Below are 26333 nucleotides of genomic sequence, written 5' to 3' on the forward strand. Positions count from 1 at the left end.
ATATTACATAAAAAAGCCCCCGCAGCGGTAATTCTGCGGGGGCTTGTGTTTAATTTGGTGCGTGGAATGCGCTGTTATGCGAGCATCGCCACGGGATTTTCCAAGTTGTCAACGATAGCGTTCAACAAGTTCGCACCAACAGCACCGTCAATCACGCGGTGATCGACAGACATGGTCACAGACATCACTGTCGCCACTGTCAATTCGCCATCTTCGCCAACCACAGGTTGCTTTTTGCCTGCGCCAACAGCGAGGATACCCGCATGTGGTGGGTTCACGATCGCATCAAAGTTGTCGATGCCGAACATGCCCAAGTTGGAGATCGCGAAAGAGCCACCTTGATATTCTTGTGGTGCAAGTTTGCGTTCGCGCGCACGTTTCGCCATGTCTTTCATCTGTGTGGACAAAGCGGACAAAGATTTCATGTCTGCGTCTTCCAAAACAGGTGTGAACAAGCCGCCTTCAATCGCAACAGCCACGGCAACATCTGATGATTTCATCTGCAACACACGGTCGCCAGCCCAAACAGCGTTGGCTTCTGGAACCTGCTGCAAAGCGATGGCAACGGCTTTGATGATAAAGTCATTCACGGACAGTTTCACACCGCGTGCTTCCAACTGTTTGTTCAGTTGCGCGCGGAATTTGAGCAGCGCATCAAGTTTGATGTCACGACGCAAGTAGAAATGCGGAATGGTTTGTTTCGCCTCGGACAAGCGCGCCGCGATAACTTTGCGCATCCCGTCGAGTTTGATTTCTTCAAACGCGCGACCTTGGTACATTTTGGCAACTGCATCTGCAGAGGGGCCAGATGGTGCTGCTGCTGCCGCTGCAACTGGGGCTGCGGATTTCGGGGCCTCAGCTTGTGTTGCTGTGGCGTTTTCAACATCTGCTTTGACGATGCGACCTTTGGGGCCTGAGCCCGAGATGCCTGACAGATCAAGTCCCTTTTGTGCCGCGATGCGACGTGCGAGTGGCGATGCAAAAATGCGTTCGCCGCTGGCTGCCACGGGGGCTGCAGGGGCAGGGGACGGCGCAGCGGGAGCCGCTGTTTCAGCTTGAGCAGGCGCGTCAGCAACAGGTGCCGCAGCCGCGGGGGCCGCACCAACACTGTCCATCGCAGAGGCGTCTTCGCCCTCTTCCAACAAAATCGCGATCTGCGCGTTAACTTTCACGCCTTCGGTGCCTTCCGCGACTGTGATCTTACCGATCACACCCTCGTCGACAGCCTCAAATTCCATCGTGGCTTTGTCTGTTTCGATCTCGGCGATGATATCGCCAGAGTTCACTGTGTCGCCCTCTTTCACCAGCCATTTGGCCAATGTGCCTTCTTCCATTGTCGGAGAAAGCGCGGGCATGAGAAGTTCGATAGCCATGTGATCAGTCTCCTTAACGGTATGTCACGGCTTTGACCGCAGCGACGACTTCGTCGGTGGTGATCAAGGCGTGTTTTTCGAGGTTCGCAGCATAAGGCATTGGTACGTCTTTACCTGTGCAATTGATCACTGGCGCGTCCAAGTAATCAAACGCACGTTCCATGATTGTCGCAGACAAATGGTTGCCGATTGCGCCCACTGGGAAGCCTTCTTCGACGGTCACGCAGCGGTTGGTTTTCATCACAGACGTCAGCACCGTGTCATAGTCAATCGGGCGCAAGGTACGCAGATCGATGACTTCGGCTGAGATGCCTTCTTCGGCCAATTTGTCAGCCGCTTCCAAAGCATAGGTCATGCCGATGCCGAAAGACACGATGGTGACATCAGAGCCTTCACGCCAGATGCGCGCCTTGCCGAATGGAATGGTGAAATCGTCCAGAACAGGCACATCGAATGATTTGCCGTACAAGATTTCGTTTTCCAAGAAAATCACAGGGTTGTTGTCGCGGATTGCTGTTTTCATCAGACCTTTGGCATCGGCTGCTGAATAAGGCATCGCGACTTTCAAACCGGGAATTTGCGCATACCATGCGGCGAAACAATGCGAGTGCTGTGCGCCAACGCGAGCCGCAGCGCCGTTTGCACCACGGAACACCATGGGCGCGCCCATTTGACCGCCAGACATGTACAATGTTTTGGCCGCAGAGTTGATCAAGTGATCGATCGCTTGCAACGCAAAGTTAAAGGTCATGAATTCAACGATAGGACGCAGGCCGCCGAATGACGCGCCTGTAGCGATGCCGGCAAAGCCGTGCTCGGTGATCGGTGTGTCGATCACGCGCTTGGCACCAAACTCGTCCAACATGCCTTGGGAGATTTTGTAAGCGCCTTGGTATTCGCCCACTTCTTCGCCCATCAAGAACACATTTTCGTCGGCACGCATTTCTTCTGACATCGCATCACGGATTGCTTCGCGCACCGTGGTGGATTTCATTTCTGTGCCTTCAGGGTAGTCCGGTTCAACCGCTTTTGACACGATTGGCGCGGCTGCTTTTGCAGGAACAGATGCCGCTGGTGCATCTTCGACGGCTGCTGGTGCCGCCGCCGCAGGGGCTGCCGCTGGTTCAGACGCGCTCAGGTTTGATGCGTCTTCGCCTTCTTCAACCAAGATCGCGATGGCAGCGTTTACTTTCACGCCTTCTGTGCCCTCAGCCACCAGGATTTTGCCCATGATGCCTTCGTCCACAGCTTCGAATTCCATCGTCGCTTTGTCGGTTTCAATTTCAGCGATGATATCGCCTGATTTAACGGTGTCGCCCTCTTTGACGAGCCATTTTGCAAGTGTGCCTTCTTCCATCGTCGGGGAGAGGGCGGGCATAAGTAGTTCAATTGCCATGAGTGAATTCCTCTCTCGGGATTAGGCGTAAATGTCTGTCCAAAGCTCTTCCAAAGCGGGCTCTGGGCTTGCTTTGGCGAACTCGGCTGAGGCGTTGACCACAACTTTAATGTCTTTGTCGATCGCTTTGAGATCTTCTTCTGTGGCGTGGTTGCCAGTCAGCAACAAAGACCGCACAGCTTCAATCGGATCGCGTTCGTCTTTCATTTTCTGCACTTCTTCGCGTGAGCGGTATTTGGCAGGATCAGACATAGAGTGACCACGGTAACGGTATGTTTTCACTTCTAAAATGTAGGGGCCTTTGCCCGCACGACAATGTGCCACAGCTTTCTCGGACGCTTCTTTCACCGCCAGCACATCCATGCCGTCGACTTCTTCGCCTTTGATGCCGTAAGCCGCGCCGCGTTCCCACAAGGATGGGGATTTGGTTGAGCGCTGCACTGATGTGCCCATAGCGTATTGGTTGTTTTCGATGACGAAAATCACCGGCAAGTCCCAAAGCTGCGCCATGTTGTAGGTCTCATAGACCTGACCTTGGTTGGCCGCGCCATCACCAAAGTATGCAAAGGTCACGTTGTCGTTGCCTTTGTATTTGTCGGAAAACGCCAGACCAGCCCCAAGCGGCACTTGCGCGCCAACGATGCCGTGACCGCCATAGAAATGTTTCTCTTTCGAGAACATGTGCATGGAGCCGCCTTTGCCTTTGGAATAGCCACCTTCGCGACCTGTGAGTTCAGCCATCACCCCGTCAGGGTTCATACCACAAGCGAGCATGTGCCCGTGGTCGCGGTAAGATGTGATGCGCTTGTCGCCCTCTTTGGTCGCGGCTTCAAGCCCGACAACAACGGCTTCTTGGCCGATATACAGGTGACAAAAGCCGCCGATCAGGCCCATGCCGTAAAGTTGACCCGCCTTTTCTTCAAAACGGCGGATAAGGAGCATGTCCTTGTAATACTTGAGCAACTCGTCTTTTGAAACGTTTGCTGTGCTCGCTGTATTTGCGGTGGTCTTTTTGGGCGCCATTCGGCTTCCTCCTCCAAAGTCGCAGATATAGTTTAGTGTTAAACTATATTATATAGCACTGCGCGCTCAATTGCACGGATAATTTACCATGCGTGGCGTGCAGCAGCTATGCGCGGAACGCAAAGCTATGGATTTGATACCATTTTATATGGAATTGGGGTGGTTGCCGAGTGTAAAAATCAGGGCAGTGTGAGGATTGGGTTCGCTAAGAGTGCTCTAGAAACACTCTTAGCGAATGACCAACTCATCGGCGCGCACATACCCAAGAACATCTCGAGCTTGTTCGTCGAGAAGATCGAGGTCCAGATAATCATCCGACATGCGCAACGTTTTATTGCGCATGACTTCAAGATCCGACGCAAGAGTCGCACTTGTCGCTTGTAGGTCTTCAAGCTCCGCTGCAATTTGAATGCGGCGGAACAGCCCGTACTCACCCTGCACAGAAGCAAAGGTGAAGTAACCGCCCAAAGTGACGATTACGGCTGTATATATCAGAACAGCGACAGAGGGACGTTTGCGTTGAGACGCCATGATAGGGGTTGCCTGTATTTTCTGCTGCGGCCACCTCTTATGGGCGGTCCGTTGGATGACTATGTCATAGGCGAATCGCTTTGTGAATCCCCTTTCGAATCATTAAGCGAAATTTTTCTGATGAGGCCCTGCTTGGGTATTAACCTTTGGAGTCAGTGATTTAGGTGTCGACCTTTTAAATGCAAAACGGGCGCAACATTTGGTGTTGCGCCCGTCTGAAGTCTCTAAATAGAGTATTTTTATCCAGCAACCGAAGCTGCGTGAATTTCTGTCGTTGCTGTGCCAAGTATGGCATCAAAATCGATATCTGCCTGTTTTGCATTCAACCCTTGTATCAAAGCACGAGAAAAAGACGCGATCATACCGGTGTTGAGCGCCAATTTTGCGTTGGCCTCTTCCCGCGAATAACCGCCAGACAAAGACACAACTTTCAAAACGCGCGGGTGATCCACCAGCGGTTTGTAGAAATTGGGCACGGTGGGCAGGGACAGTTTCAGCATCACTTGTTTGCTGTCATCCATCGCATCAAGCTGTGCCATGATTTCATCGCGCAAGATCGCCTCTGCTTCGGCTTTGTCTGCGATGCTGATGGTCACTTCTGGCTCTAGCATGGGCATAAGACCCGCTTTGATCACCTGAGCGCCGATTTCAAATTGCTGGGCGACAACTGCTTTGATGCCAACAGGATTTGCCGCATCAATCACAGACCGTTCTTTGGTGCCAAACACGCCCAATGACGCGGCGCGGGCCAAAAGATCGTCAAGACCCGGCATGGGTTTCATCAATTTGACGCCGTCTTGAGGGTCTTCCAAGCCTTTGTCGATTTTCAAAAACGGCACGATGCCTTTTTCTTGAAACAGATATTGTGGTGTCGGTTTGCCATTCACGTCGCGGTCCATTGTCATTTCAAACAAGATCGCGCCGATCACTTTGTCCGAGGTGAATGCAGGCGACATCATGATCCGTGACCGCATGGCGTGGATCATGTCGAACATCTCTTGATCGCCGTTGTATTCGTTCGGCTTGATCCCGTATTGCGCCAAAGCTTTCGGGGTGGAGCCTCCTGATTGATCAAGCGCTGCAATAAAACCTTGTCCGTCACGGATTTTTGCTGTCATTTCTTGGATCGACATGGAAGTTCCTCATTTGATCTGGGCCTCACGGGCGAGGCAAGCCATCAGTTTGAGATGTGCGTAACGCGGCTTTTGATGTCCTGCAATTGTGGTCGCGCTAACAGGGCAAATGGTTACGCTAACAGTCGTCTTGTTTGCGCTAACGGTTTGTTGGCACTGTCAAATTTGACACTCTTTTGGGCCAGTATGCGCGGGCTGAGTCACAGGGTGAGTCGCACGAACACCCGCGCTCTCACGAGGCGGGTGTTCTGTCTTTATCGATCTATTTTGGTGTTGTCTGGCTGGTGTTATCGGGCGTCTACCCGAGCGCTTCAACACCTGGAAGAACTTTGCCTTCCATCCATTCCAAAAACGCGCCGCCTGCGGTGGAAATATAGGTGAATTTGTCTGCGGCCCCTGCGGCATTCACCGCTGCAACAGTATCGCCACCACCCGCGACAGAAATCAATTTTCCCGCCTCGGTTTGCGCGGCAATTTGCGCCAACATCGCAAAGGTGCCAGTGCCAAAGGGCTCAAGTTCGAACACACCAAGCGGTCCGTTCATGATCAGAGTTTTCGCCTCTGAGATGACCGTATTGATCCGCGCCACGGACGCAGGGCCTGCATCGAAAATCATCGCATCTGCAGGGCAGGCATCGACGTTCACCGTTTCATGTTTGGTGTTGGCGGCAAATTCCCAAGCAATCACCACATCGGTCGGCAGAATGATTTCACACCCTGCTTCGCCCGCTTTTTTCAAGATGTCACGCGCAGTGTCGGCCAGATCGTGTTCGCACAGCGATTTGCCAACATCGATGCCTTGCGCTGCCAAAAACGTGTTGGCCATGCCGCCACCAATCACAAGGTAATCGACTTTACGCACAAGGTTTCCCAAAAGCTCCAGTTTGGTCGACACTTTCGCGCCGCCCACAACCGCAACAACAGGGCGTTCAGGGCGCGCCAATGCGGCTTCCAATGCGGACAATTCAGCTTGCATCAAACGGCCAGCGCAGGATGGCAAAAGCTTGGCCACGCCAGTGGTCGACGCATGGGCGCGGTGCGCTGCAGAAAACGCGTCGTTGCAAAAAATGTCGCCCAACGAGGCTAAAAACTGCGCCATACGTGGGTCATTGTCGGTTTCCATCGCGGTAAAGCGGGTGTTTTCCACCAAAACCACAGAACCGGCTGGCAAAGCATCCAGGGCTTCGCGGGTTGGTTTTTCAATGAATGTCACATCGCGCCCAAGTGTTTGGGTCACGGCAGGCATAATGTGCGACAGCGACAGTTCGGCGACATATTCCCCTTTGGGGCGACCAAAATGCGCGAGCATCACAGGAATGCCGCCTTTGGCGATGATGTCATCGATTGTCGGCTTAATGCGCTCAATGCGGGTGGCGTCTGTGACGCGGCCATTTTCCATGGGCACATTGATGTCCACACGCGTGAGAACAATCTTGCCGCCTAAATCCATGTCGTCGAGCGTTTTCCAAGCCATGAGGGTATCCTTACAGGGTCTATTGGATGAATTTCCCCTTGTTTGCCCGCCCATGTCGTCCGCGTCAATGGTCACATCTTTGGCAGGGGGACGCCTAAGGTGAAACTTGCTCTTTCCCTTGGCGTCTTTGCACCTTAGATTGCGCGCCAAACAGACCTATTTTTAGACAAGGAACGACACCATGGCCGATATCAAAGATCCAGAAAACACAATCCTGATTGAGCTTGAGCATGGCCAAGTTGTGATCGAACTTTTGCCAGACGTTGCGCCGCAACACTGCGCACGTATGAAAGAGCTTGCACGCTCAGGCGCTTATGACGGCGTTGTCTTTCACCGCGTGATCGATGGCTTTATGGCGCAAACTGGCGATGTTCAGTTTGGCAACCAAAACAAAGATTTCGAAATTCGCCGCGCCGGCACAGGCAGCTCTGATTTGCCAGACGTTCCTGCGGAATTTTCCAGCTTGCCACATGATCGCGGCACACTTGGTGCAGCGCGTTCACAAAACCCAGACTCTGCCAACTCGCAGTTTTTCATCAACTTTTCCGACAACCACTTCCTGAACAACCAGTACACAGTCTACGGGCGCGTGATCTCTGGCATGGAAGCTGTCGACAAAGTGACACGCGGCGAGCCAGCACAATACCCTGACTGCATGATTTCAATGAAAGTGGCGGCTGATGCTTAAATCAACCCTAACAGCTTTGGCTGTGCTCGCATCAGCACCAGCCTTTGCCAGCGGGCTTGATATCACCGTTGCAGGGGACGCCAACGGCGTGATCCACATTGATTTGCTCGACGATGTGGCCCCAGGTCACGTGGCGCATATCACCACATTGGCGACTGAAGGCGCATACGACAACGTGGTGTTCCACCGTGTTATCGATGGTTTCATGGCGCAAACGGGTGATGTCGAATTCGGCAAAATGGGCAGCGATGCCTTTTCAATGCAAGCCGCTGGTCGTGGTGGGTCTGAGTACCCTGATCTGAAAGCTGAGTTTTCAGATGAGAATTTCGATACAGGCGTTGTCGGAATGGCGCGGTCGCAAAGCCCAGATTCCGCCAACTCGCAGTTCTTTATCATGTTCGCACCTGCGCCACATCTGAACGGGCAATACACCGTTGTAGGCCGTGTGACTGAGGGCATGGATATCGTCAATGCGATCAAAAAGGGCACTGGCCCGAACGGCTCTGTGATTGGTGAACCTGATAAAATGGTCTCTGTGACTGTCACCGACTAAGTCGATTTGCCATAGATTTTTTGCTCAAGGCCTCGCAGTTTGCGGGGCCTTTTGCGTTTGAAGGGCATAAGCTTTGTTTGCGTTATTTGAATGCAAAAAGGGACCGCAAATGCAGCCCCTTTTCGTTTATGTCTGCTCAGTTTTGTTACTTTAGCACAATCAAAGCATGACGTTTTTTGCCCGCTGACAGTTTCATTGGGGTGGCCAAATCCGCAGCCGTTACCAAAAATCCAGCATCTTTGTGGTCCGCGTCATTCACTTTCGCACCGTTATCGGCAAAAAGGCGTTTTGCTTCTTTACCTGTGCCAGACAGACCTGCCCGTACGAAAAGCTGCACGATAGAAATGCCATCGCCAATATCATCGGCGGTGAGTTCCAGCGTTGGCAGGTCATCGCCTGTGCCGCCTTTTTCAAACACTTCATGGGCGGTTTTCTCAGCCGCTTCAGCTGCCGCACGTCCGTGCAAAAGCGCTGTGACTTCATTGGCCAAAATGATTTTGGCCTCATTGATGTCAGAGCCTTCCAGCGCGCCCAAACGATCACATTCCTCGACGGTCAACTCTGTGTAGAGCTTCAAGAAACGCCCCGTGTCTGCATCTGTGGTGTTGCGCCAGAACTGCCAGAACTCATAAGAACTGAGCATTTCCTCGTTCAACCAAATCGCGCCGCCTTGGGATTTGCCCATCTTTTTACCATCAGATGTGGTCAGCAAAGGCGAGGTCAGGCCATAGATTTCGTGGTCCAAAACGCGGCGCGTCAGGTCGATACCGTTGATGATATTGCCCCATTGATCCGACCCGCCCATTTGCAACACACAGCCGTACCTACGGTTGAGTTCCAAAAAGTCGTAAGCCTGCAAAATCATGTAGTTAAACTCAAGGAACGACAACGATTGCTCGCGATCCAGCCGTGATTTCACGCTTTCAAACGACAACATCCGGTTGACCGAGAAATGCTTGCCGATGTCGCGCAGAAACTCAAGATAGTTCAACCCATCCAGCCATTCTGCGTTGTTCAACATCTTCGCGCCTGTGGGCGTGTCATCATAAGACAGGTATTTTGCAAAGACCTTTTGCATCCCGTTGATGTTTTCGTTGATCTTTGCGTCAGTCAAAAGCGGACGCTCATCGGCGCGAAAGCTTGGGTCACCCACTTTAGTGGTGCCGCCCCCCATCAAGGTGATCGGTTGGTGGCCCGTTTTTTGCAACCAACGTAGCATCATGATGTTCAGCAAATGCCCAACATGCAATGACGCTGCTGTGGCGTCATAGCCTATATAGGTTGAAACAACACCTTTGCTCAGGGCTTCATCAAGGCCTTGATAGTCCGTGCAATCGGCCAGAAAGCCGCGCTCGATCATCACTGCCATAAAGTCTGATTTTGGGTGGTATGTCATTGCTCATTATCCATTTGTAGGGCGTGCGATGCCTGATATATCTGGCCAAACGCCAAAGGGAAAGAGTGTCATGTCAGCGAAAAACAAAGCTACGCCGATTTGGGTCGCGGGTTGCATGTCTGGCACGTCTTTGGACGGGGTCGATGTGGCGCTTTTGCACACAGATGGCGAGACCATTTTTGACTTTGGCGACAGTTATTTCCGCGCCTATTCTAAATCTGAACAAGCCCTTTTACGGTCGCAATTGGGGCTTTGGGCCGCATCCGAGGCTGCGGTTGAATTGATCGAAACGGCGCACTCTGAAGCATTGTCACAGGTGCAAGGGTTTGAAATGGTTGGGTTTCACGGGCAAACTTTTGCTCATGATCCCCAAGGGCTTGGTACATATCAAGCGGGCGATGGCGGGGTCTTGGCGCAGATCACGGGCAAGCCTGTGGTTTGGGACTTTCGCTCGAACGATGTGAAAATGGGCGGGCAGGGTGCGCCGCTTGCACCGTTTTTCCACCACGCTTGTGCGCGCTATATCAAAGCGACTGAGCCTGTTGTTTTTTTGAACCTTGGCGGTGTTGGCAATCTGACGTGGGTTGATCCCTTGATCGAAAATCCCGCCGATACGGGCGCTTTGCTGGCATTTGACACAGGGCCTGCGAATGCGCCGATCAACGATCTGATGCAGACACGGTTGGGCAAATCATACGATGAAAATGGCGATTTGGCCGCGACAGGTCAAGTGGATGCAGCCCTTTTGGGTCAGTTCATGCGTCACTCTTATTTTTTGAAAATGCCACCTAAGTCGCTTGATCGAAACGATTTTCACGATGTCTTAGCGCAGGTCGCGCATCTAAACGACGCCGATGCTGCAGCCACTTTAACGGCTATGGCGGCCGCATCTGTGGCGCAAGGGATGGAGCATTGCCCCCGCCCGCCTGCACGGGTGCTGGTCTGTGGTGGCGGCAGCAAAAACGCGACACTGATGGCGATGATCGCCGCTGGCGTGGATTGCCCCGTTGTGCCGATCGAGACGGTCGGTTTGGACGGCGACATGTTGGAAGCCCAAGCCTTTGCCTACCTCGCCATGCGCGTCACCCGTGGCCTGCCAACGTCGTGCCCGACGACCACAGGCGTCGCGGCTGCGATTGGGGGCGGGCGGGTGTCGCGGGGGTGACAAGGGTGAGCTAGAGGTGAGTGTGACCCGTAGGTTGAATTTTCGCTTGAGGCGAAGAGATTACAAATCATTAGGGCCCTAATAAATAGGCCGTTCTAGGCATCAAGCTTGGCTGTAAGCCTCCAAGCTATGAGAGCATTGAAATGAAGCGAGGCCAGCGTTTCGTAAATTAGGCTGTTATATGGTCCGTTGCTCGCGATTAGACCTGACTGTTTATGTGAGATTTGCATCTTTTGATGATGATCTTACGAATGCAGGTATTTTTTCTAATAAAAAGCCCCACCAAATTGGCGGGGCTTTCGTAATTTAGTCATTCGACCTCAGCATGGCACCAATAATGCCCGCCGCGGCTCGCGGCCTCATGATTTGAGGATGGATGTTCCTGCGTATTCTGCTGTAGCGCCGAGTTCTTCTTCGATGCGGATCAGCTGGTTGTATTTCGCCATACGGTCAGAACGCGAGAGCGACCCTGTTTTGATCTGGCCACAGTTTGTTGCCACGGCCAAATCCGCGATTGTTGCGTCTTCGGTTTCGCCGGAACGGTGTGACATCACGTTGGTGTAGCCCGCGCGGTGAGCCATATCGACGGCTTTCAAAGTCTCGGACAATGTGCCGATTTGGTTGACTTTGACGAGCATAGAATTGGCCACGCCTTGTTTGATGCCGTCTTTCAGGCGCACAGGATTGGTCACAAACAAATCATCGCCGACGAGTTGGATTTTGTCACCGATTTTGTCGGTCAAAAGTTTCCAACCAGCCCAATCGTCTTCGTCCATGCCGTCTTCAATCGAGATGATTGGGTAGTCGTCACACAGGGCCGCCAAGTAGTCAGCATTTTCGGCTGATGACAAAGATTTGCCTTCGCCTTTGAGTTCGTATTTGCCGTCTTTGTAGTACTCAGATGACGCGCAATCCAGAGCAAGGTATATATCTTTGCCCGGAGTGTAGCCTGCTTTTTCGATAGACTTCATAATGAAATCAAGTGCTTCACGGGCAGAGTTGATCGCAGGGGCAAAGCCGCCTTCATCACCGATACCTGTGTTGTAGCCCGCGTTGGACAGCTCTTTTTTCAAAGTGTGGAACACTTCAGCGCCCATGCGAATGGCTTCACGGATGCTGGTGGCTGACACAGGCATGATCATGAATTCTTGGATATCGATCGGGTTGTCTGCGTGTTCGCCACCGTTGATGATGTTCATCATTGGCACAGGCAAAACGCGCGCAGATGCGCCACCGATGTAGCGGTACAAAGGCAGGGCAGAGAAATCAGCAGCCGCTTTTGCAGCCGCCAAAGACACGCCCAAAATTGCGTTGGCGCCAAGGCGCGCTTTGTTTGGTGTGCCGTCAAGTTCACACATCACAGCGTCGATGGCTTCTTGTTCGGTCACATCCATGCCGACAAGCGCTTCTGCAATCTCTCCGTTGACCGAGGCCACTGCTTCCAACACGCCTTTGCCAAGGTAGCGGTTCTTGTCGCCATCGCGTTTTTCAACAGCTTCGTGCGCGCCAGTGGACGCACCAGATGGGACCGCAGCGCGGCCGACTGTGCCGTCTTCAAGAATAACGTCGACTTCAACAGTTGGGTTGCCGCGGCTGTCAAGAATTTCGCGACCTAGGATATCAATGATGGTGCTCATGTAGGCGTCCCTTTTCAAAGTGGTTGGTTACGGGCCATTCATGCGCTTGATAGCAGGCCAGAACAGCGCGTCAACAATTGAGCGCTAACATAAGGTCACTTTGGGTGTTAGCGGTAACACTTTTTGGGACTCCCTGTGTAAATGTGACAGTCTGGGGCCAACTTTGGCCAAACGTGTCAACGTTTTGTCACTCAGACGTTATTTTAACCCCAAACAGCTCAAGCCGATGCCCCGTCAACCGATAGCCAAGCTTGGTTGCGATCTTGTCTTGCAAGGCTTCAATTTCGGGGTCAACAAATTCGATCACCTTGCCTGTATCCACATCAATCAAGTGATCATGATGGGCGCGTCCTGCGGCTTCGTATCGTGCGCGCCCATCCCGAAATTCGACTTTTTCCAAAATCCCACAGGCTTCGAGCGTTTTCACTGTGCGATATACGGTCGCCAATGAAATCTTTGAATCTTGCGCATGGGCACGGGCATGCAGTTCTTCTACGGCAGGATGATCTTTTGCCAGATCCAAAACCTGAGCAATGATTTTACGTTGGCCCGTCATGCGTAGCCCGTTTTGTTTGCAGCGGTCTAAAATCGTATCAGGCATGATGTTTTCCAGTGGTCTTGGCGAAATGGGGTATCGAGGCAGGGGCGGTCATCTTGCCACCTTACCAAACCCAAACCCGTTTGAAAAATGCTCAAACCTCTGTGTGGTCTCTCTAAGGGCAAGAGATGAAGTGGACGTTATCATTAGAATTTGATGCGAGTTGCAAAACCAAAGTTCTTTTTAACCTTTTCATGCGAATCCTGCCTCGACTTTAAAACCGAATGTGTAGGTACCCAAACCTTATGGCGAATGGTGCGTAGAACTTATGGAGATTGCCTGAATGTCTTTGATGGAAAACTCGAAACGCGCCTTTGATGAGGCTACGAATGCAAGTCAAATTGAAAAGATTTTGGAGGGCGCCTGCAAACTGATCGATGAAACAGGGTTTTCAAATTTTTCCATGTCAGAACTGGCGCGGCGCGTTGAATTGGCAAAGGGGGCGATTTATCTCTTTGCTGAAACCAAAGAAGAACTGTTTGCGGAAATTTATCTTAAATCGTTAGAGGCATATATCTCAATCGTGATGCCTCATGCGGCTATGGACACCGCCCTTACGGCGGAAATGTTGATCGCCGCCAAAGAAGTCCCGTTGTTTTTACCGTTGCTGGCGCGTTTCACGACAACCATTGAACCAACATTGCCCCGCGATGGCTTGATTGAAACCAAGCGTCAGGTCGCAGTGCAAATGGAACGCTTTGCGGCCCGTCTGATCAAAACCCGCGGGTTGGAACACGAACGGGCTATGGATTTGGCCCAAGCGCTATTTGTCGCGCTGCAGGGCGCGTCGCATTTGGCCGCAGAAAAGCCCGAGCACTTTGAAGGGTTGCCCGACGATGTCAAAGCGCTCTACTCGTTGACAGATTTTGACGAAGCTTTTGCACGGGTCGCACGTATGATCCTGCGCGGCGCAGCCAGTTCTTAAAGTACTGACGTCGTGCATCTCATCGTTTTTTTCGGCTCATGCCCTTTGGTTCAATCCATGTCCAATTCGGGTTCACGCCCAACCCGTTTGGCGAGTGGCGCGACGGTCAACCCTTGGATGATAATTGAAAAAATCACCACCATATAAGTCGCTGTAAGGATCAAAGGTTTCCATTCGCCGTCCGGCAAAGACAAAGCCAAGGCGACGGAAATCCCACCTTTTAAACCACCCCAAGTCATGATGGGGATCACGCCTGGGGAAAAGCTGCGAAAGGGTTTGAGTACGGTCACGGGCACTGCAACCGCTGCAAACCGTGCGATCAAAGCCAAAACAATCGCGGCGGCCCCCGCAATGACGGATGCACTGTCTAAGGCGATGGCAAAGACTTCAAAGCCGATCATCAAGAACAGCACAGCGTTGAGAATTTCATCAATCATTTTCCAAAAAGCGTCGACATATTTGCGGGTCTCATCTGACATGCCATATTGAGACCCCACATCGCCGATCAAAAGCCCCGCGCAGACGGCCATAATCGGTGCAGAAACATGCAAGGCAACTGCCAAAGCATAGCCCCCCAAAGCAAGGCCAAGTGTGATCAACACTTCCAATGAATAATCATCGATCAGTCGCATCACGCGAAAGGTTAACCAGCCAAGAACGATGCCTAAAATCGCACCGCCCATGGCCTCTTGTGCGAACAAAATGGATGCGCCCATGACCGCGCTTTCACTTGATCCATGTACATCTGCGTGGCCTGTCGTTGTGGCAAAGGCCAGCCCTGAGAGAACCAAAAACACCACATAGCCAACGCCATCGTTGAACAGGCTTTCCCCTGCAATTTTGGTCTCTAGGCTTTTGCGCAAAGACGCTTGGCGCAAAACACCCAAAACTGCGACAGGGTCTGTGGGCGAGATCAGGGCACCAAAGGTCAAGGCAATCAAGATTGGCATCCCCGTGAGCCAACTAAACCCGATGCCGAAAATCACAGTCGATAGGGCGACGCCCATTGTGGCCATCAAAACCACAACGCGCCACTGCGCCCGCAGATCGGAAATTTTCACATGCATCGCGCCGGCGAACAGCAACATCCCCAACATGCCTTCCAGCAGTGCGCCTGAAAAATCGACAGATAGGACCGTGGCGCGAATGGTTTCTTCGACGCTCATTGCAGGCCAAATGGCATCAAGACCGATCACGACGACAGAGGCAATCAAAGCCACAACCAAGATGCCAATAGAGCTGGGCAGCTTCAAAAACAGATAGTTGATCGCGCCGAATGCGCCCGCTAGAACAATAAGAAGGGACGCAATTTGCAAAAATGTCATGGACGCTGCCTTTTGATAGCCTGTTTCAAACAGTCTATCACGCAATGTTCAAAGGCACACCTATTCTCAGGTTTGCGCCGTTGTATTCGGTGTGTTCCGCATCGCAAGGTCGGCCCAGATCGGCAAATGATCAGAGGCGCGGCGCGACAGGTCCGTTTCAACCACACCAGCATCGCGCATTTCCAGCTCGCGGCTCAGCGCAATTCTGTCTAGCGCCGCCACGGGGCGTGCGGCATGAAACGAACGACCGGGGGCGATGACATCAAACGCATCTTTGAGCGGGGACAAGCCGCCAGTGCGCGACCATTCGTTGAAATCGCCCAAGATCACAGTGGGGCGATCATCCATCTGCGCAAGAGCTGCGCGAATGGCATGCAGTTGATGTTGCCTGTTGGGGCGTAGCAACCCTAAATGCACCGCGATCACCCGCAGATGCGCCAGATCGACGGCAACAGCGCCGCGCGGTTCTAGCCCCGGTAAATCCAAACGTGTGACCTGTTCCACCATAACGCCTTTGCGGATCAACACCGCGTTGCCATGCCAACCGACAGACACGGCAGAGGTGGCAACAGGCACGGCCGTGAAATCAGTATGCGTTTCAATCATGCGTGGCGGCAATGCGGCAGGGCGCGGGCCAAGGCGCATATCGGCCTCTTGTAGCGCCACGACGTCGGCGTCGATGCTGTTGATCACGTCCAAAACACGCCCCGGAGCGCGTTTTCCATCGGTGCCACGACATTTGCGCAGGTTGTAAGATGCCAAACGCATCTCAAGCGGAGTTGATACGACTGTCTCTATCTCTTTGTGGGTCATAGGTTTAATATGGGGTCTCACATTCGGATTTGCACCCTAAAACGGGGTTAAATCGTCAAAGCAGTTCTAGGAAAGATGCCCCATGCGCTTTAAACGCCCCCGAAATGTTTTACCAGACGCGACATTTTCCACCAAAATTATCTGGTTTTTGCTTATCCTTGCTTTTGTCGCGGGGGTGTTCACGGGGCGGTATGCATCGGCATTTTTGGCGTTGGGCACTTTTGCTCTGACATTGGTGCCATTGGTCGTCGCACGGCGCTTTGATGTTTATGTGCCGCGCCGGTTTATGGGCGCGATCATTTTGTTCATCTTTGCCACGTTGTTCTTGGGCGAGGTGGTCGATTTTTACAACCGCTATTGGTGGTGGGATGTGGTGCTGCACGGCGGGTCCGCTTTGGGCTTTGGTTTGATCGGGTTTCTTGCGGTGTTCATGATGTTTCAGGGTGACAGGTTCGCTGCGCCGCCTTTGGCCATCGGGGTGTTTGGGCTTTGTTTCGCCATCAGCATCGGTGCTCTTTGGGAAATTTTCGAATACGCAATGGACCAAACTTTTGGCACGTCTATGCAAAAAAATGGGCTGCAAGACACGATGTGGGACCTGATTGTGGATACGATTGGCGGGTTGGTTGGCAGTGGCGCTGGGGTGATTTATCTGATCCGCGATTCCGACGCCCCTTTTGCGACGTTCTTTCGCGATATCATCACCCGCAACAAACGGCTTTTCGCCAAATACCGCTCAAAGTAATTTAGGTGCCGCAAAAGGTGTTGGGTACGATTTCATGTGTCAGCGGCGGGCGCGTTAGATCGATATCGTCGGGTGAGAGATGCATAGGGTCAGACAAAACGCGCGCCAAGCGTTGCGCAGGGGCAAAATCGCCCTCGATTGCGGCTTGAATAGCCTGTTCCAATTGGTGCGTGCGCGGAATGATTTTCGGATTGGCCGCATTCATCGCAGCACGTGCGTCGTCATCCAACGTGACGCGCGCCTGCCACTTTTCAAACCACAGATCAAAGGCACTGGGGTCCGTAAATTCATCGCGTGCTGTACCCGTGCTGAGCCCTGCAAAGACATTGGTGAAATCTGCGTGCTGGGTTTGCATTAGATCCAATAGCTCTTGAGCCAACTCTAAATCCGTCTCATCAGGCGATGTAATGCCAAGTTTCGCGCCAAAAACACTGCGCCATTCTGCCTGAAAGATGGCAGGAAAACTGTTCAAAACATCCGTTAAGCTTTCAACTGCGGCCTCTTGCCCGCCAAGCTCTTCGCTGAGCAGTGGCACAAAACATGAGCCAAGCTGCGCTAAATTCCATCCGGCAATATTGGATTGCTGATCAAAGGCATAGCGCCCTTGATGGTCGATAGATGAAAAACACGCATTGGATGCATAGCTGTCGATAAACGCGCAGGGGCCATAGTCGATTGTTTCGCCTGAAATGGCCATATTGTCGGTGTTCATCACGCCGTGTACAAACCCTAGGCCCATCCATTTTGCGATCAATTTTGCCTGTGCCGCGACAATGGATTCGTAGACGCCAAGGGTGTCTGCTGCCTGCGGAAAGTGGCGTTCGCGCACATGATCGATAAGCAATTTAACAGCAGACGTATCGCCTTGGGCCGTGAAATATTGAAAGGTACCAACACGAATATGGCTGGCGGCAACCCGGGTGACAACGCCACCAGGATAGGCGCGTTCGCGTTGCACACGTGCGCCCGTGGCGGTCGCAGCCAAAGCGCGCGTTGTCGGCACGTTCATGGCCGCCATGAATTCAGACACGATGTATTCGCGCAAAACGGGCCCAAGCCAATTTCGCCCATCCCCGCTGCGTGAATAGGGGGTGCGCCCTGCGCCTTTGAGTTGAATGTCAAAGCGGCCTTGATCGGTGACGACTTCGCCCAGCAAAATAGCACGCCCATCTCCAAGGCGCGGCACCCAGCCCCCAAATTGATGCGCGGCATAGACTTGCGCGAGTGGGTCAGCGCCTGTTGGCACGGTGTTGCCCGCCAAAATATCCGGGCGTTCAGACCATTCACTGACCCCCAGTTGCGCTGCCAATTTTGTGTTGAACAAAATAATTTCTGGCGTGGGCACGGGGGTCGGATCGACCTTTGAAAAGAACCGTTCAGGCAGGCGCGCGTAGCTGTTGTCAAACTGTGTCATGATGTCCATGCGCCTTACCTAAGGATTGCTCAAAGGGCTTCAAGGGTTAGAGTGTGCCGATGTTTTTGGTCAGCAGCGCAAAGAATGCATCCGCATCCACGTCGCCGATAAACATGGCATTCGGGGCACGGTCTGTCACGCCCCACCAATCAGCCACGGTCATCCCGCGTGTCAGTTCGGATTTGGTTTCGATTTCCACATTGATAAAGCGGCCTTTGAACATATCGGGATCAATCACATAGGCAATCACGGTTGGATCATGCAAAGGCCCGCCTGCAGAACCATATTTTTCGATGTCAAATCGCTCAAAGAAATCCATCCATCCGATCACAACATCGCCGACATGTCCCATGGATTTGAACGGCTCAAGGCGCGCTTGTGTCACCAAGGCTTTGTGGGTCACATCCAATGGCATGACTGTGATTTTGACACTGGATTTAAACACGATATCGGCGGCTTCTGGATCAACGTAGATGTTGAATTCTGCGGCGGGTGTGATGTTGCCCACTTCAAAATAGGCCCCGCCCATCAGCACGATTTCTTGCACACGCTCAACGATATCAGGCGCTTTTTCAAAGGCGGTGGCAATGTTTGTGAGCGGTCCAAGTGGGCACAGTGTTACAGTACCACTTGGCTCATTTCGAATAGTTTCGATAATAAAATCAACGCCGTGACCATCTTGTAGAGGCATTGTCGGATCGGGCAATTCGATGCCATCCAGACCTGTCGCGCCGTGAACGTGCTCTGCAGTCACCAAAGGCTGCACCATTGGGCCATCACACCCTGCGAACACCAAAACATCTGGGCACCCTGCAACTTCGCACACTTTGCGCACGTTTTTTGCGGTCAAAGCGACAGGGACATTGCCCGCTACGGCTGTGATCCCCAAAACATCAATTTCAGGGGCGGCAAGCGCCAGTAAAATGGCGACCGCGTCGTCTTGTCCGGGGTCCGTGTCGATGATGATTTTACGTGGGTGCGCCATGAATGAAACCTTTGAGTAAAGCAAATCAGAGGGTCACATTGGCGCGGGAAAAATCGGATGTAAAGTCTTAGCGGCGCACAGCCCGTGCGCCTGACGCCGAACGCACAGTAATGGTGCGAATGGTGGCCAGATCAGCAGTGGAAATTGATCGTGCAACGGTGATTGTACGCTGCGCTTTTGTACCAACCACAGTCACAGCACTTGGCGCTTGGACGCGAAAATCAAGCACCAGTTCTGAGGGGGACTCTGTGTCAACGTGCACCAATTCTGCGTCATAATATCCAACACTTGGAAGTGTGGCTGCGGCGGTGACAATCGCGCCAGAGGCAGATTTCACGATAGACACGTCATCCAATGTGGGCACCAAAGTGCGGATGTCTTGGAAATCTGGGTAGCCGCGTTTGGGGGCAAGCGATGGCACGATGATGGTTTGCGGACCTGCTTGAGCGGCTGCAACCTCTTGCGAGGGACCAAACCAATTGAGCGGATTAAGTTTGGATTGGCTCACGCGTGCGCAGCCTCCCAAAAGGGACAAAGCCAAAACAGAAATGATCACCTGACGCCGCATGTCTACATCCTTCAAAATCTATGCACATTGGCTATCGCACTTCGCGGCGTTTGAAAAGGGTTTCAAGCGGCTTTCCAGCCAGCATTGTGCGGCTGTGTCTGGACCTTGCCCGATCAAAGCCTTATGTCTGGCGCAAGATCAGACAGGAGCGCCCCGATGGCCAATGAGACCTTTGAAGAGCTTGCCGAAACCTTTGAATTTTTGGACGACTGGGAAGACCGCTATCGCCATGTGATCGACATGGGCAAAGCCTTTCCTGTGCTTGATGACGCCTTTCAAGTGCCCGCCACCAAGGTCGAAGGCTGTGCATCGCAGGTGTGGTTGGTGCCGTCGTTTGACGGGCAGGGGCCAAGCGCGGTGTTCGATTTTAAAGGCGGATCAGATGCGATGATCGTCCAAGGTCTGATCGCGGTTTTGCACGCTTTATATGCGGGATTGACGGCAGAACAGGTCAGCAAAGTCGATGCCGTTGCTGAACTTGGACGTCTTGGTTTGAACGATCATTTGTCTGCACAGCGCTCAAATGGCGTGCGTGCGATGGTGGCGCGTATTCACGAAACGGCCGCAGCGCATCTGGCGGCTTAATTCCGGGACTGTAAAATCAGGGTCGCAAAAATGGTGCAAGTTCGCCGTAGCCCGTGTGGCGATGTTCAAACTTTAGCCCAAGCCTATCGGCGCAGTCTTTGGCTTTGCGCATGAGATCTGCATCATCTGTTTGCGACAAATAGACCAACGTTTCGTAGTTGCCAAAGTACATGTCCAACAGGTCAGGATAGCGGTCTAGGCCAAGCGGTTGCCAGACAAAGGCATCAAATTGGCGGGCCAAAAAGTCTGTTAGAAAAAAGCTGGTAACTTCGCCGCGATCTATGAAATCTTGGGTTCCGTCGAAAAACGCGTAGCAATGCGGCGCGTCAATCATAGTTACGCCAAGGCGCGCACATGTCGTTTGTAACCGCCCGCCTGTGCCGCAATCTCCGTAAGCCACCAAGATCGTTTCAAACTCATTTCTGTGTTTTTCAACAGCTGTTGCAACGGCTTGTGGAATGTCATTGGGTGTGTTGTGTAAAATGGCAGGCAGGCAGGTGAGTGTCAGGTGGTCTAGGCTATTCACTTCGATAATGGTTAAAATTTCGCGTGCCAAAGCACCACAAGCAATCACCAATGTTTTGCCTGCGCCAACCCGACAAAGCCCCGTATCACGCAGGGCTTTGTCTGTTATATCAAGTATCACTTCGGCCATTGGCCCAAATCACGCTTGGTTGTGTTTGCGCGCAATCATGGATTTCGCTGTTTCCACAGCAATCGCTGCATCATCACAATAGGCATCTGCGCCAATGGCTTTGCCAAATTCGTCGTTCAACGGCGCGCCGCCGACCAAAACGATGTAATCTTGGCGTTTGCCCATTTCAGTCAACTGGTCGATCACAACCTTCATGTACGGCATCGTTGTGGTCAAAAGCGCGGACATGCCGATGATGTCGCAATTTTCAGCAATCGCCGTGTTGATGTAGTCCTCTGCGGGGTTGTTGATGCCCAGATCGATGATTTCAAAACCTGCGCCTTCCATCATCATCGCCACAAGGTTTTTGCCGATGTCGTGGATGTCGCCTTTGACGGTACCGATGACCATTTTGCCCATCTTGGGTGCGCCGGTTTCGACCAAAAGCGGCTTGAGAATAAACATGCCACCTTTCATCGCTTGGGCGGCCCGCAACACTTCTGGCACAAATAAAATGCCATCACGGAAATCATCACCAACGATTTGCATGCCGAGCACCAAAGATTTGGTCAAGATGTCGTAAGGCACCCAACCGCGATCTAGCAAAATGCGCACCGCTTCTGCGATTTCATCTTTGAGACCGTCATACAGGTCATCCATCATCTGTTCGACAAGCTCGGAATCATTGAGCTCGGACAGGACGAGATCGTCACCTTGATCAGACATATGCAATTCCTTTTGTGGATGCAGCTTTGAAAGTGTTCGCTGTTTTATTTGTGCCTAGCCTACGCTGAGGGGCTTGGCAAATGTTCTTATTTTGTTCTACATTTAGGGCATGGTATATGATTCCACACTCCCCCTTGGGCCCGCACTTCCGCTTGGCCTGAAAACCAAGGCACGCGGCGCTGCCAGCAATGCGGTTGGCCGGTTTGAACGCTTGGCCCGCGAAACCTACATTGATGGGTGGGACACGCCGTTCGAAGAAACGATCCTGCGCACCACCACTGTTGACGAGCGGCCGCGTAAAATCATCATGCGCAACACCAGCCCTGATTTGCCGTTTGATCGCTCTGTAAATCCCTATCGGGGATGCGAGCACGGGTGCAGTTACTGTTATGCGCGCCCGAGTCATGCGTATCTTGGCCTGTCGGCGGGGCTTGATTTCGAAACGCGATTGACCCGAAAAAAGGACGCTGCAGATGTTTTGGCGCGGGAATTGTCGGCCAAATCCTATAGCGTTGGTCCTATTGCGATTGGCACCAACACCGACCCTTATCAACCGATTGAGGCCCGTGACCGCGTGATGCGCGACCTGTTGCAGGTTTTGAGCGATCACAATCATCCGGTGGCCATCACCACGAAAGGCACCTTGATTGAACGCGATATCGATATTTTGCGTGGCATGGCGCACAAAGGTTTGGTGCATGTTTGCATTTCGGTGACCACCTTGGGCTCGACCTTGTCGCGTCAATTGGAACCGCGTGCTCCGGCCCCTGCGCGACGTTTGAAAACCATTCGCATGTTGAGCGATGCGGGTATTCCTGTGCGCGCCATGGTGGCCCCAGTCATCCCCGCGCTCACCGATCATGAATTGGAAGCGATCATGACCGCGTGTGCGCGAAATGGGGCCAAGGCGGCCTCTTATATTATGCTGCGTCTGCCCCGCGAAGTCGCCCCGTTGTTTCAAGAATGGCTTGCCGAACACGTGCCCGATCGCGCGACGCGGGTGATGAATCGTGTGCGCGAATTGCACGGCGGGAAAGACTATGACAGCCGATTTGGCACGCGCATGAAAGGGCAGGGCGAATGGGCCGACTTGATGGCAAAGCGGTTTGAAATCACGCTCAACCGCACAGGATTGGTCGCGAAACTGCCGCCCTTGCGGACGGACATGTTTCGCGTGCCGCCAAAGGCGGGCGACCAATTGTCGTTGTTTTGAGCGTGGTTGATTCATTTGACCGCAAATCTGTGATGGCTTTAGGTGCGACGGCGACGTGATGAAGACCGGTCGCGTGTAGGACCTTTGTCATCTGTGCCATCCGAGGGCGATGAAAACCCGCCGAGCTTTTCCGTAATGGCTTCTAGTGTTGGGCGTTCGCCACGTGGGCGTGTTTCCAAAGCCTCGCGCATAGCACGTAGGTGATCTGGGGTTGTCCCACAGCACCCACCGATAATGGTGGCGCCCGCATCGCGCGCCATGCAGGCGTAATCGGCCATCAATTCAGGCGTGCCATCATAGTGAATGTGCCCGTCGTGATATTTCGGGATGCCTGCGTTGCCTTTGGCAATGATCGGGCGGTCTGTACCTTGCGCCGAAAATCCCAAAACCGTGCGCAGCAAATCTGAAGATCCAACGCCACAGTTTGCACCGTACGCTACAGGTGGGTTTTCGATTTTTTCAACCAATTGTGCCAATTGTGATGACGTGATGCCCATCATGGTGCGCCCTGCCGTGTCAAATGACATCGTGCCAGCCCAAGCCATGCCCGCAAGACGCGCGCCTTCGGCGGCGGCACGGTATTCTTCGGGGGCAGAAATTGTTTCGATCCACAGCACATCTGCGCCGCCAGCTTTGAGGCCTTCAGCCTGTTCGTGGAACATTTCAACGGCATCGGCAAAGGACAATGTGCCTGTGGGTTCCATGATGTCGCCGGTTGGGCCAACCGACCCTGCAACGATCACGGTGCGGCCAGATTTGTCTGCCACTTCGCGGCCAATTTCGGCAGCTGCTTTGTTCAATTCATGCACGCGCGACTGAGCATCGTGCAGTTTAAGGCGCGATGCATTACCACCAAATGAATTGGTTAGAAAGATATCTGATCCTGCGTTGACAGCACCTTCGTACAATTTTGTGATGTTTTCGGTTTTCTCAACATTCCACAGCTCTGGCGCGTCGCCAGATTGCAATCCCATGTTGAACAAGGTGGTTCCCGTCGCGCCATCGGCCAAAAGCCAATCGCGTTCACTGAGCAGGCGGGTGAGGGCATCGGTCATGGTCTAATCCGGTTTTTGAGGCCAAATCCAAGGGACAGGCAGTTTTTGAATGTGCGCAAGGCTCGGGAGTCACCCGCATTCTTTGAGGGCTGTTTGCCAGACTACGGGCGATGAAGCAAATTCATTCAAATCATAACGATTATGAAATTCATGCAAGACAGCGCTTTTATAAGGCTTAGGGGTTACTTTTGCGTGATGTCTTGCCAAACAATCGCAAAGTGGCGTGGGTCGCAAAGCGGTGGGCTTTCATCGGGTTATCGCGGACGGTGCGCGGCGGGGCTGTCACGCGGCGCAATATGTCCATGCCCGCCACTGCAAGGGCTATGCGCGACGGCGCTGCAAAGTAAAGGGTTTCCCAGTTTGGCCCAAAGGCCGCTTTGAACCGTTTGAGACCCGTGTGACCGGATTTGCACAAAAACCGCTGACGCAAGGCGCGCAGGATCGGGTTTTGATCGACACCAGACCACGGCACAGCCGCCAATGATAGGCGGGGGCATCCATAGGCCGTCGCGGCATGGATGGCCGCGATGATAAGCATTTGAATGGTGCCATCTGGCGCCTCTTTGGAATGGCGCATCAAATCTAATGTCATTTCATTACGGGTTTCATGTAGCGAAATGAAGGCCACAAGACGCGTGTCTTTGTAGGCCAAAAACACGCGCTGACACGAAATATAGTCACGGGTGTAGGTGCCCATTGAAAATCCGCGTTCGCCACCACGAAGGGCTTTCCAATCTTTTGCGACACGGTCCATGTCGGCAAGGGGTAAATTGCGCCCACCTTCTTGCACCGAGATGCCCGCCTCTTGTGCTTTCCGCAAAACCCGCCGCAATTGGCGGCGTTCAGCCCCCTCAAGAGTGAACTGTGCAGGAACAAGCCACGCTTCTTCGGCGGTTGGAATGATGGTCCAGCCAGCAATGCGGGCATTAGCGGCCATGCGCGCACCGCATTTGTAAATCGCAGGCATACGAAATCGCGCCCGTGCCGTTTGGCTTAAGGCAAGGCGGGCTTCGGTTAGACCCGTTTTGGCGATGAGCGGGTCTGACATCATCACCAAGGATTGTCCGATGGGGGCAGCAAGCGCCACATGGTGACCGCGTTTGTCTGTGAGCAAAGAAAAATCACGGGTGCGCAGCAAATTGGTTTCAGCACGTGTGGCGGCAAACAGCTGTCGTTCAAGTTGCGGTGTGAGATAAGGCGATTGGGCCGTTTTGGTCAGTTGTGCTTTCGTCGACAGATTGCATTTGCGCGGTCCAATCAACACAATACAGGCCGCAATGAAGGCAGGCACGCCGTAATATGCAATCCTATATGCGACCACCGCGCCCAGCAAAGGTTCCAGCGGCACAGACGGCAAAAGCGAGGCGAGCATGGCTTCAAACGGGCCGATGCCGCCAGGGGTTGCCCCAACAAGCCCAGCCCCAAGGGCAAACAGATAGGCCGCGATCAATTGGCCAATGCCGATATCAATCTGTGGCGGCAAAAGAATGTAAAGCGTCACTCCCGCAAGCACCGTATCTATGGCTGCAAGCATGACGACTGTGCCCATTGTGCGCAACGCAGGCCAAGGCAATCTGACCAGTGGAGCAGGGGGATAAATAGATAAAATGGCCATGCCACCCACCAGCGAGATGGCAAAAATAGCCAGAGATTTCATCCACGGAATATCAGGCTGCAAAATCAAAACGGCACAGGCAGCGACAACTGCCCAGCCCGCCAGAAATGAGAGCGCCACAGCGGCAGACAGGCGTGTGGCTTGCCAAAGTGTCATTTCAGGCAGCATGCGCCACCGAATAAGAGCGCCAGTGAGTGCGCCAAATCCCAAAAATTGCGATAATCCAATCGCAGCGATTCCTGATCTTTTTGCGGATTTTCGCGAAATACCTGTGCCAAGTTGCGCATGCAGCACGTTGTCATATTGTCCCACGGCCCAAAAACTACCCGTGGTTGCGAGCATCGCCAAACCCCATTGCAGCGGTGTCACTGTGGAAACGGTGCTTAAAATGGCTTTTGCGTCGAGATGAGACACCTTGCCCCAAAGCAGCCAGACGATGATGAGTGTCATCATCAAGGGCACGGCTTGTTTGACCAGTAATTTTTGCAGCCCGTCCGGTTTGGGGGGCCGTGTCACGCTTTTACCTGCTGTCAGTTTGGGGCGCGCGGTCTGCCGTGGCGCTGCGGTGCCGTGCGCAGAGCTGTCATTCGTGTCTATATCGAAACGGGCATGGCGCATGAGGGCGATCGGGACCTTTTGAGCTGGCGCACAGGGCGTTTTGCTAAGTTTTGAGGTCATAGGTTTAACGTCCAGAGTGCCAAGATATCATTAATGTGAGGCCACATTTATGAAAGGTTTGAAGCATTTGAGGTCGAAAAGTCGG

Annotated in this window: 25 protein-coding genes; 7 read left to right on the plus strand and 18 right to left on the minus strand. The window is 53.0% G+C overall.

Going from position 1 to position 26333, the window contains the following annotated elements; genetic code table 11:
* Nucleotides 1–74 precede the first annotated feature (74 nt).
* The 6 genes from BM025_RS03760 to BM025_RS03785 form a co-directional block, all read right to left on the minus strand.
* The gene (locus BM025_RS03760; RefSeq protein WP_085847854.1) at nucleotides 75–1373 is read right to left on the minus strand and encodes a pyruvate dehydrogenase complex dihydrolipoamide acetyltransferase; all 1299 of its coding nucleotides are present in this window, start codon (nucleotides 1371–1373) and stop codon (nucleotides 75–77) included.
* Between the two features lie 13 nt (nucleotides 1374–1386).
* Complete coding sequence (locus tag BM025_RS03765; RefSeq protein ID WP_085847853.1) at nucleotides 1387–2769, minus strand: pyruvate dehydrogenase complex E1 component subunit beta; 1383 nt, start codon at nucleotides 2767–2769, stop codon at nucleotides 1387–1389.
* Between the two features lie 21 nt (nucleotides 2770–2790).
* Nucleotides 2791–3792 (minus strand): pyruvate dehydrogenase (acetyl-transferring) E1 component subunit alpha, encoded by a 1002-nt coding sequence (gene pdhA, locus BM025_RS03770; protein WP_085847852.1) that lies wholly within the window; start codon nucleotides 3790–3792, stop codon nucleotides 2791–2793.
* A 228-nt stretch (nucleotides 3793–4020) separates the two neighbouring features.
* Nucleotides 4021–4323, minus strand: a complete 303-nt coding sequence (locus BM025_RS03775) for an FtsB family cell division protein (RefSeq protein ID WP_085847851.1) — start codon at nucleotides 4321–4323, stop codon at nucleotides 4021–4023.
* Nucleotides 4324–4562: 239 nt separating this feature from the next.
* Complete coding sequence (locus BM025_RS03780; RefSeq protein ID WP_085847850.1) at nucleotides 4563–5456, minus strand: fructose bisphosphate aldolase; 894 nt, start codon at nucleotides 5454–5456, stop codon at nucleotides 4563–4565.
* 298 nt (nucleotides 5457–5754) lie between these two features.
* The gene (locus BM025_RS03785) at nucleotides 5755–6930 is read right to left on the minus strand and encodes a phosphoglycerate kinase (protein WP_085847849.1); all 1176 of its coding nucleotides are present in this window, start codon (nucleotides 6928–6930) and stop codon (nucleotides 5755–5757) included.
* A 181-nt stretch (nucleotides 6931–7111) separates the two neighbouring features.
* On the opposite strand from BM025_RS03785, the gene BM025_RS03790 reads away from it, so the two are divergent.
* Together BM025_RS03790 and BM025_RS03795 are read left to right on the plus strand one after the other, a co-directional pair.
* On the plus strand, nucleotides 7112–7618 hold the full coding sequence (locus tag BM025_RS03790) for a peptidylprolyl isomerase (RefSeq protein ID WP_085847848.1): 507 nt from the start codon (nucleotides 7112–7114) through the stop codon (nucleotides 7616–7618).
* Nucleotides 7611–8171 carry a peptidylprolyl isomerase gene (locus BM025_RS03795; protein ID WP_085847847.1) on the plus strand — a complete coding sequence of 187 codons (561 nt, stop codon included), beginning with the start codon at nucleotides 7611–7613 and terminating at the stop codon, nucleotides 8169–8171. Before BM025_RS03790 ends, BM025_RS03795 begins: the two co-directional genes overlap by 8 nt.
* A gap of 145 nt (nucleotides 8172–8316) precedes the next feature.
* On the opposite strand, the gene tyrS is transcribed toward BM025_RS03795, so the two are convergent.
* Nucleotides 8317–9567, minus strand: a complete 1251-nt coding sequence (tyrS, locus tag BM025_RS03800) for a tyrosine--tRNA ligase (RefSeq protein WP_085847846.1) — start codon at nucleotides 9565–9567, stop codon at nucleotides 8317–8319.
* Nucleotides 9568–9637: 70 nt separating this feature from the next.
* Here tyrS and BM025_RS03805 point away from each other — a divergent pair, with 70 nt between their 5' ends.
* Nucleotides 9638–10732 carry an anhydro-N-acetylmuramic acid kinase gene (locus tag BM025_RS03805; RefSeq protein ID WP_085847845.1) on the plus strand — a complete coding sequence of 365 codons (1095 nt, stop codon included), beginning with the start codon at nucleotides 9638–9640 and terminating at the stop codon, nucleotides 10730–10732.
* A 359-nt stretch (nucleotides 10733–11091) separates the two neighbouring features.
* Here BM025_RS03805 and eno read toward each other — a convergent pair whose 3' ends face one another.
* Both eno and BM025_RS03815 read right to left on the minus strand, forming a co-directional pair.
* The gene (gene eno / locus BM025_RS03810; RefSeq protein WP_085847844.1) at nucleotides 11092–12369 is read right to left on the minus strand and encodes a phosphopyruvate hydratase; all 1278 of its coding nucleotides are present in this window, start codon (nucleotides 12367–12369) and stop codon (nucleotides 11092–11094) included.
* A 187-nt stretch (nucleotides 12370–12556) separates the two neighbouring features.
* A complete protein-coding gene (locus BM025_RS03815; protein WP_085847843.1) occupies nucleotides 12557–12970 on the minus strand; it encodes a Fur family transcriptional regulator in 414 nt (137 codons plus the stop codon).
* A gap of 280 nt (nucleotides 12971–13250) precedes the next feature.
* Between BM025_RS03815 and BM025_RS03820 the strand changes: the two genes are divergently transcribed.
* Nucleotides 13251–13892 (plus strand): TetR/AcrR family transcriptional regulator, encoded by a 642-nt coding sequence (locus BM025_RS03820; RefSeq protein ID WP_085847842.1) that lies wholly within the window; start codon nucleotides 13251–13253, stop codon nucleotides 13890–13892.
* 50 nt (nucleotides 13893–13942) lie between these two features.
* On the opposite strand, the gene BM025_RS03825 is transcribed toward BM025_RS03820, so the two are convergent.
* Together BM025_RS03825 and BM025_RS03830 are read right to left on the minus strand one after the other, a co-directional pair.
* The gene (locus BM025_RS03825; RefSeq protein WP_085847841.1) at nucleotides 13943–15217 is read right to left on the minus strand and encodes a cation:proton antiporter; all 1275 of its coding nucleotides are present in this window, start codon (nucleotides 15215–15217) and stop codon (nucleotides 13943–13945) included.
* 66 nt (nucleotides 15218–15283) lie between these two features.
* Nucleotides 15284–16030 (minus strand): endonuclease/exonuclease/phosphatase family protein, encoded by a 747-nt coding sequence (locus BM025_RS03830; RefSeq protein WP_244515439.1) that lies wholly within the window; start codon nucleotides 16028–16030, stop codon nucleotides 15284–15286.
* Between the two features lie 82 nt (nucleotides 16031–16112).
* Here BM025_RS03830 and BM025_RS03835 point away from each other — a divergent pair, with 82 nt between their 5' ends.
* A complete protein-coding gene (locus BM025_RS03835) occupies nucleotides 16113–16775 on the plus strand; it encodes a DUF2238 domain-containing protein (RefSeq protein ID WP_085847839.1) in 663 nt (220 codons plus the stop codon).
* 1 nt (nucleotide 16776) lies between these two features.
* Here the strand turns inward: BM025_RS03835 and BM025_RS03840 are convergent, their stop codons facing one another.
* The 3 genes from BM025_RS03840 to BM025_RS03850 all read right to left on the minus strand — a co-directional run bounded on the left by BM025_RS03840 (nucleotide 16777) and on the right by BM025_RS03850 (nucleotide 19742).
* A complete protein-coding gene (locus BM025_RS03840) occupies nucleotides 16777–18189 on the minus strand; it encodes a protein adenylyltransferase SelO (RefSeq protein WP_085847991.1) in 1413 nt (470 codons plus the stop codon).
* Nucleotides 18190–18235: 46 nt separating this feature from the next.
* Nucleotides 18236–19174, minus strand: coding sequence for a nucleoside hydrolase (locus BM025_RS03845; protein WP_085847838.1), 939 nt, complete (start codon nucleotides 19172–19174; stop codon nucleotides 18236–18238).
* Nucleotides 19175–19241: 67 nt separating this feature from the next.
* Nucleotides 19242–19742 (minus strand): hypothetical protein, encoded by a 501-nt coding sequence (locus BM025_RS03850; RefSeq protein ID WP_085847837.1) that lies wholly within the window; start codon nucleotides 19740–19742, stop codon nucleotides 19242–19244.
* A 156-nt stretch (nucleotides 19743–19898) separates the two neighbouring features.
* On the opposite strand from BM025_RS03850, the gene BM025_RS03855 reads away from it, so the two are divergent.
* Nucleotides 19899–20327 carry a SufE family protein gene (locus tag BM025_RS03855; RefSeq protein WP_085847836.1) on the plus strand — a complete coding sequence of 143 codons (429 nt, stop codon included), beginning with the start codon at nucleotides 19899–19901 and terminating at the stop codon, nucleotides 20325–20327.
* 16 nt (nucleotides 20328–20343) lie between these two features.
* On the opposite strand, the gene BM025_RS03860 is transcribed toward BM025_RS03855, so the two are convergent.
* Together BM025_RS03860 and BM025_RS03865 are read right to left on the minus strand one after the other, a co-directional pair.
* Complete coding sequence (locus tag BM025_RS03860) at nucleotides 20344–20982, minus strand: DUF1638 domain-containing protein (protein ID WP_085847835.1); 639 nt, start codon at nucleotides 20980–20982, stop codon at nucleotides 20344–20346.
* 9 nt (nucleotides 20983–20991) lie between these two features.
* A complete protein-coding gene (locus tag BM025_RS03865; protein ID WP_085847834.1) occupies nucleotides 20992–21687 on the minus strand; it encodes a corrinoid protein in 696 nt (231 codons plus the stop codon).
* Between the two features lie 109 nt (nucleotides 21688–21796).
* On the opposite strand from BM025_RS03865, the gene BM025_RS03870 reads away from it, so the two are divergent.
* Nucleotides 21797–22900: a PA0069 family radical SAM protein gene (locus BM025_RS03870; RefSeq protein WP_085847833.1), complete on the plus strand. Its 1104-nt coding sequence runs from the start codon at nucleotides 21797–21799 to the stop codon at nucleotides 22898–22900.
* A 38-nt stretch (nucleotides 22901–22938) separates the two neighbouring features.
* On the opposite strand, the gene bmt is transcribed toward BM025_RS03870, so the two are convergent.
* On the minus strand, nucleotides 22939–23955 hold the full coding sequence (bmt, locus tag BM025_RS03875) for a betaine--homocysteine S-methyltransferase (protein WP_085847832.1): 1017 nt from the start codon (nucleotides 23953–23955) through the stop codon (nucleotides 22939–22941).
* A 175-nt stretch (nucleotides 23956–24130) separates the two neighbouring features.
* Nucleotides 24131–26248, minus strand: a complete 2118-nt coding sequence (locus tag BM025_RS03880; RefSeq protein WP_085847831.1) for a phosphatidylglycerol lysyltransferase domain-containing protein — start codon at nucleotides 26246–26248, stop codon at nucleotides 24131–24133.
* Between the last annotated feature and the right edge of the window lie 85 nt (nucleotides 26249–26333).

Origin of the sequence: Pacificibacter marinus (genome assembly GCF_900109555.1) — a bacterium.
In the GTDB taxonomy this organism is placed as follows: Bacteria; Pseudomonadota; Alphaproteobacteria; order Rhodobacterales; family Rhodobacteraceae; genus Celeribacter; species Celeribacter marinus_C.